The organism is Rubrivivax benzoatilyticus JA2 = ATCC BAA-35, assembly GCF_000190375.1.
Classification (GTDB): Bacteria; Pseudomonadota; Gammaproteobacteria; order Burkholderiales; family Burkholderiaceae_C; genus Rubrivivax; species Rubrivivax benzoatilyticus.
This window is the reverse complement of record NZ_AEWG01000006.1, coordinates 1-6,712: the sequence shown is the minus strand read 5'-3', so window position 1 is coordinate 6,712 and position 6,712 is coordinate 1. Positions and strand designations below refer to the sequence as shown.

5 protein-coding genes are annotated in these 6,712 nt (G+C 72.3%); 2 read left to right on the top strand and 3 right to left on the bottom strand.

Going from position 1 to position 6,712, the window contains the following annotated elements:
• Positions 1-159: 159 nt before the first annotated feature.
• The gene (locus RBXJA2T_RS00645; protein ID WP_029718974.1) at positions 160-1,713 is read right to left on the bottom strand and encodes an acyl-CoA carboxylase subunit beta; all 1,554 of its coding nucleotides are present in this window, start codon (positions 1,711-1,713) and stop codon (positions 160-162) included.
• Between the two features lie 209 nt (positions 1,714-1,922).
• Positions 1,923-2,336 (bottom strand): rhodanese-like domain-containing protein, encoded by a 414-nt coding sequence (locus tag RBXJA2T_RS00640; protein ID WP_009855372.1) that lies wholly within the window; start codon positions 2,334-2,336, stop codon positions 1,923-1,925.
• Positions 2,337-2,566: 230 nt separating this feature from the next.
• Here RBXJA2T_RS00640 and RBXJA2T_RS00635 point away from each other — a divergent pair, with 230 nt between their 5' ends.
• A complete protein-coding gene (locus RBXJA2T_RS00635) occupies positions 2,567-2,965 on the top strand; it encodes a NifB/NifX family molybdenum-iron cluster-binding protein (protein ID WP_009855371.1) in 399 nt (132 codons plus the stop codon).
• A 68-nt stretch (positions 2,966-3,033) separates the two neighbouring features.
• Entirely contained in the window at positions 3,034-4,524 is a 1,491-nt protein-coding gene (ccoG, locus tag RBXJA2T_RS00630) for a cytochrome c oxidase accessory protein CcoG (RefSeq protein WP_050801715.1), read from the top strand.
• A gap of 6 nt (positions 4,525-4,530) precedes the next feature.
• Here ccoG and RBXJA2T_RS00625 read toward each other — a convergent pair whose 3' ends face one another.
• Positions 4,531-6,543 carry a TonB-dependent receptor gene (locus RBXJA2T_RS00625; protein WP_029718976.1) on the bottom strand — a complete coding sequence of 671 codons (2,013 nt, stop codon included), beginning with the start codon at positions 6,541-6,543 and terminating at the stop codon, positions 4,531-4,533.
• Positions 6,544-6,712 lie beyond the last annotated feature (169 nt).

Below are 6,712 nucleotides of genomic sequence, written 5' to 3'. Positions count from 1 at the left end.
CGGCGCGGCGGCGACGGCCGGCGGCACCGTCGCGCCCAGCACCACGGCCGGCGGCGGCGCCAGCGGGCCGGCGTCGAGCTCCTCGACCGTCACGACGTAGGCCTTGCCGTCGACGGTGATGCGCAGTCTTCGTTCCATGGGGTGTTCTCCGGCTGCGTCTTACAGCGGCACGTTGCCGTGTTTCTTCGCGGGCCGCAGCTCGCGCTTGTTGAGGATCTTGCGCAGCGACAGCGCGAGCTGGGCGCGGGTCTCCGACGGCGCGATGACGTCGGTGATGTAGCCGCGCCCGGCCGACAGATAGGGCGAGGCGAACTCGGCGCGGTAGCCGGCGATCAGCTCGGCAGCCAGCGCGGCGCGATCCTCGGCCTCGGCGAGCTCCTTGCGGTACAGCAGGTTCACCGCACCCTGCGCGCCCATCACCGCGATCTCGGCGTTGGGCCAGGCGTAGACGACGTCGGCGCCCATCTCCTGGCTGCACATCGCCAGATACGAGCCGCCGTAGGCCTTGCGCAGGATGACCGTCAGCTTGGGCGTCGTGCACGAGGCGTAGGCGAACAGCAGCTTGGCGCCGTGGCGGATGATGCCGCCGCGCTCCTGCTCGACGCCGGGCAGGAAGCCGGGCACGTCCACCAGCGTCACCACGGGCACGTTGAAGGCGTTGCAGAAGCGGATGAAACGCGCCGCCTTGTCCGAGGCGTTGATGTCCAGCGCGCCGGCCATCTCGGCGGGCTGGTTGGCCACCAGGCCGATGACCATGCCCTGCAGCCGCGCGAAGCCGACGATGATGTTGCGCGCCCAGGAGGCGTGCACCTCCAGCAGCTCGCCGCCGTCGACGAGGCGGGCGATGACCTGGCGCACGTCCATCGGCTCGGCCGGGTCCTCGGGCACCAGCGTGTCCATGCCCTCGTCGCTGGCCAGCACGAGCTCGGCCGACAGCTGGTGCGGCGGGTCCATCGTGTTGTTCGGCGGCAGGTACGACAGCAGGCGCTGCGCCAGCGCCACGGCCTGCGTGTCGTCCTCGGCGATGAAGTGCACGTTGCCGCTGACCGCGGCGTGCATCTCGGCGCCGCCGACCTCGTCCATCGTCGTCGCCCGGCCGGTGACGGCCTTGATGACCTCGGGCCCGGTGATGAACATGTGCGCGTTGCGGCGCGTCATGATGATGAAGTCGTTGAGCGCCGGCGAATACGCCGCGCCGCCGGCGCAGGGCCCGAGCACCAGCGCGATCTGCGGCACCAGGCCGGAGGCGAGCACGTTGTGATAGAAGACCTCGCCGTAGCCCGACAGCGCGTCCACCGCCTCCTGGATGCGCGCACCGCCCGAGTCCTGCATCGAGACGATGGGCACGCCGTTCTTCAGTGCGAACTGCATCAGCGCGACGATCTTGCCGGCGTGGGCCTTGCCCAGCGTGCCGGCGTTGACCGTGAAGTCCTGGCTGTAGGCGGCGACGAGGTTGCCGCCGACGTAGCCGGTGCCGGTGACGACGCCGTCGGCCGGGAAGGCCTTGTCCTGCAGGCCGAAGTGGTGCGCGCCGTGGCGCACGTGCATCCCGGTTTCCTGGAAGGTGCCGGGCTGGAACAGCCGGTCCAGGCGTTCACGCGCGCCGAGCTGGCCCTTGGCGTGGCGGGCGGCGAGCTTGTCGGCTCCGCCGCCGGCCGTCACGGTGCGGCGGCGGCGCTCGAGCTCCTCGAGCATCCGGGATGGCAGGGTCATGGGGCTGTCCTCCGATCGTCGCCGCCGGCCGCCGTCGGGCCGGTGTTGCTGCATCCCGCATGCCGGCATCGTGGTCCGGTTGGTGGAAGCGCGGACCAATGCTAGCGCCTGCACAGGCGGCCGAGGCCGGCCTTTTGCCGGCGTTGAGTACGATCAAGTTACAGCCGGCGCCATCACCCGAGGGATGGCGCCCCGCCGGGAGGCGGTGTTCAGCGCGGCGCGACCAGCGGCCAGCCGCGGCGAGCCCATTCGCTCATGCCGCCGGCGACGTAGTGCACGTTGGTCCAGCCACGCTCGCGCAGCGCGCGGGCCGTGGCGCGCGAGCGGTTCTGCGTGTTGCAGACCAGCAGCACCGGTTGCGACGGGTCCCGCGGGATCTCGGCCAGGCGCTGGCCGATCTGGCTCATCGGCAGCAGCCGCATGCCCGGTGCGACGCCGCGGGCGTGTTCCTCGGGCTCGCGGATGTCGATGACGATCGCGCTGCGGCGGGCCAGCGCGTCGCGTGCCGCCTCCAGCGGCAGCGCCTCGTCGGCGGCATGCCCCGGCGCCGCGAGGCCGGCGAGCACGGCGGAGCCGGCGACGGCGAGCAGGCGGCGGCGGGCGGGGGCGGACGGCTGATTCATGGCGGCGGCAGGCGGAAGCTGTGGGTCCAGTGTACCGCCGGGGGTACTCGCCGAACTGTCAGGCGTTCTGCCAAGGGGGTGCCGTCAGTGGCAGTCCTGGGCGGTCGGTGAACTCCCGGCGGGCGCGTCAAGTGCTTGTCGCGAAGGCTTTTTTCGTTCGCCGCAGGGGGTGGCACGCGGCTTGAGAACGACGCTCCGTCGCGGCCTGTCCGCTCCTCCCGTCGATCGCCATGCCTGTTGCCTCCACCCTCGTCGCCGTCGCCGCCCAGAACCGGCGCGAAGTCTCCGACCACGCCGGCCGCTGCCGCCGTTTCCTCGTCTACCGCGTGCAGGGCGCCGAGGTCGGCGCGCCCGAACTCGTCGAACTGGACGCCGGCCAGGCCTTCCACGACGCCGCGGCCGACGCCCCGCACCCGCTGGACGGTGTCGACGTGCTGATCGGCGCCAGCATGGGCGGCGGCCTCGTCGCCAAGCTCGCCGCGCGCGGCATCCGCGCCGCGACGACGGACGAACGCGAACCCGCCGCCGCCGTCGCGCGTTACGTCGCCGGCGAACTGCCGCACCTGAGCCCGCCGGCAGCGCGGCCGGGTGCCGGTCACGGCTGCGCCTGCGGCTGCCAGCACGACTGAAGCGCTTCGTGAAGAGCGACCGACTGGTTCGCTCACGAATTCGTGAAAACCCCCATCGGATGGGGTCCATGGGGCAGAATCAGTCCATGGCTGATACCCCTGCCCCTATCAATGCGGGCGGCGACGCCCCCGCGGCGTCACCCAAGGCGGCCGCTGGCGCGGCCACCGTGTCGCTGTACCAGAAGTCTCGCAAGATCTACGCGCGTGCCGTCAGCGGGCGTTTCGCCAACTGGCGCTGGGCCCTGGTCTGGCTGACGCAGATCGTCTTCTACGGCCTGCCCTGGCTGCAGTGGAACGACCGCCAGGCGGTGCTGTTCGACCTGGCGGCGCGGCGCTTCTACGTCTTCGGGCTGGTCCTGTATCCGCAGGACCTGATCTACCTGTCGGCGCTGCTGATGATCTCGGCCTACGCGCTGTTCCTGTTCACCGCGGTGGCCGGGCGGCTGTGGTGCGGCTACGCCTGCCCGCAGACGGTCTACACCGAGATCTTCATGTGGTTCGAGAAGGTCACCGAAGGCGACCGCACGCAGCGCATGAAGCTCGACGCCGCGCCGTGGAGCGCGGCCAAGCTCGGCCGCAAGGCGGCCAAGCAGGTGCTGTGGGTGGGCTTCGCGCTGTGGACCGGCGTCACCTTCGCTGGCTACTTCACGCCGATGGGCGAGCTTCTGGGCTCGATCGCCAGCGCCTCGCTGGGCCCGTGGCAGACCTTCTGGGTGCTGTTCTACGGCTTCGCCACCTGGGGCAACGCCGGCACCATGCGCGAGCAGGTCTGCAAATACATGTGCCCGTACGCGCGCTTCCAGAGCGCGATGTTCGACAAGGACACGCTGATCATCAGCTACGACCCCGAACGCGGCGAGCCGCGCGGGCGGCGCTCGAAGAAGACCGACCCGAAGCAGGCCGGCCTGGGCAGCTGCGTCGACTGCGGCGTCTGCGTGCAGGTCTGTCCGACCGGCATCGACATCCGCAACGGCCTGCAGTACGAGTGCATCGGCTGCGCGGCCTGCATCGACGCCTGCGACGACATCATGGACAAGATGAGCTACCCGCGCGGGCTGATCCGCTACGCCACGCAGAACGGCATGGCGCAGCACCACGACCGCGGCCAGATGCTGCGCCGCGTGCTGCGCCCGCGGGTGCTGGTCTACACGGCGATCCTGTTCATCATCCTCGGCGCCTTCGCGACCAGCATCGCGCTGCGCCACCCGTTCCGCGTCGACGTCGTGCGCGACCGGGCGTCGCTGGCGCGCATCGTCGACCAGGGCACGATCGAGAACGTCTACCGCCTGCAGATCATGAACAACGCCGAGCAGACCGAGCGCTACCGCGTCGCGGTCGACGGCCTGCCCGGCATCACGATCGAACACGCCGAGACGGTGGACCTGGGCCCGGCCGAGGCGCGCTGGGTGACCTTGAACGTGCACCTGCCGTTCGAGGCCGCCCAGCAGGCCGGGGCCGGCGTGCACGCGATCCGTTTCCGCATCGAGCGCCTGCCGGCCGCGGCCAACGACTCGGCCATCGAGATCGACGAGAAGTCGACCTTCGTCGTGCCGCGCTGAGCGGCCTCAGAAGTCCAGCCGCAGCCCGGTTGCCAGCGCGCGGCCGGGCAGCGGCGACAGCCCGCGGATCGTCTCGATCGCGGTGGCGTTGTAGGCCAGCCGGTCGGTCGCGTTGTCCAGCTTCAGGTACCACAGCGCGTCCTGGCCGCCGAGCGTGAAGCGGTACGAAGCCGCCAGGTTCAGCAGCGTGTAGCCGGCGGTCGTGCTGTCGCCCGTGGGCACACGGTTCTGGCGCCCGGCATGGCGCAGTTCGGCGCGCAGCGTCCAGTCGGCACGCGACGCGGCCAGCGCCAGCGTCGTGCGCCGGGGCGCGATGCGCGGCAGGGCCTCGTCGGTCGTGGTGTTCGTCGCGCGCGTGAAGTCGGCGCTGGCGCTGGGCGTCCAGCGCCAGCCGGCGGCATCGAGCGTGGTCCGGGCCTCGAACTCGGCGCCGTACAGCCGCGCCCGCACCGCGTCGAAGCGGTACAGCGGCACGCCGTCCTCGGTGACGACCTCGCCGTCCTCGTCGACCGAGACGCCGGCGCTGTCCAGCGAGATGAAACGCGAGAAGCGTGTCGCGAAGACGCCGGCGCGCAGGCTGGACGCACCCGACTTCCACTGCAGCGCCAGGTCGGCGCTGACGCCGCGTTCGGCGTCCAGCGTCGGGTCGCCGCGTTCGTAGGCGCCGGTGGCGGCGTGCACGCCGTCGGCGTAGAGCTCGAAGTAGGTCGGTGCACGCTCGGTCGACGCCAGGTGGGCGCTGACGTTCCAGCCCGGCGCCAGCGGCATCGTCGTGCCCAGCGACGCGCTGAACAGCGTGAAGCCGCGCGAGCGCGCGTCGCCGAAGCGGCCGCCGCCGTCGGAGTCGACGTCGGCACGTTCGACCCGCGCGCCGGCCGAGACCGTGCCGGGCCCGAGGTCCGTCTCCTCCAGCACGAACAGGCCCAGGCGGCGTGTCGTCGTGTCGGGCACGAAGGCCTCTTCGCCCAGCGCCGAGAAGTCGAAGCTCTCGGCCTGCACGCCGACGACGCCGCGCAGCGGGCCCAGCGCACGGTGGCGGGCCTCGGCGCGCAGTTCGCCGCCGCGGCTGGAGAACACGGTGCCGACTTCCGAGCCTTCCATCTCGCGGTGCTCGTAGTCGGCGCCGCGCGCCTGCAGCTTCAGGTTGGAGAACGGGCCGCCGTCCAGGCGCCACTCGCCTTCGGCGCGCAGCTGGTTGCGGCGCATCAGGATCGTGACGTCGGGTTCGGCGACGACGCCGTACTCGCTGTCGTAGTGGTCAAGCGCCAGGCCGACCCGGCCGCCGGCGAAGAACCACGAGCCGCCGAGCGCGGCGCTGCGGGTCCTGGCGGCCGAGTTGCGCACCTCGTCGGTCCGCGCCAGGGCTTCACCGTCGGCCACCGGCGTGTGCTCGGGCACGTCCAGGTCGTCGGTGTTGCGCGCCGCGGCGTCCAGGTGCAGCGCCCAGCCGGCGCCGCCGGTCTCCAGCACCGCGGCCGCGCCGCGTTCGGCGGCGGCGCCGCCCAGGCGCAGTTCGGCCGAGCCGCCGGTGCGAGTGACCGGCGCGGCAGGGATGCGGTTGTCGAGCACGTTGACGACGCCGCCGACGGCGTTGCCGCCGTACAGCAGCGCCGCCGGGCCGCGCAGCACCTCGATGCCGGTGGCCACCAGCGGGTCCAGCGGCACCGCGTGGTCGTAGCTCAGCGCCGAGGCGTCCAGCGTCGAGCCCGAGTTGTCGAGCACGCGCAGGCGGTCGCCGTCCAGCCCGCGGATCACCGGCCGGCTGGCGTTGGGGCCGAAGCCGGTCTGCGAGACGCCGGGCAGCGTGTCCAGCGTGTCGCCCAGCGTGCCGCCGCGGCGCAGCACGAGCTCGTCGCCGGCGAGCACCGACACCGGCTGCGTGCTGCGCTCGCTGCCCAGCGGGTTGCCGGTGATGACGATGCGTTCGACCGGGGTCGGCGCGGACTGCGCCGCGGCCGGTTGCGACAGGGCGGCGCAGGCCAGCGCCACCGGACTCAGGGTGAGGACGAGGGATTTCATCGGATCAGGACAGAGGGGCGTGCGGCCACGCCGCACGCCGAAAAGACGTGAGCAGCCGCTTCGGCTCCAAGCGCCGTGCGGCCGGGGATCGAGGCGGGAAGGGCGCCGGGGCGGCGCGCTCAGGCGCGTGGCGGGCCGCGCGCGGCGTAGGCGCCGCTTCGGCCGCGGC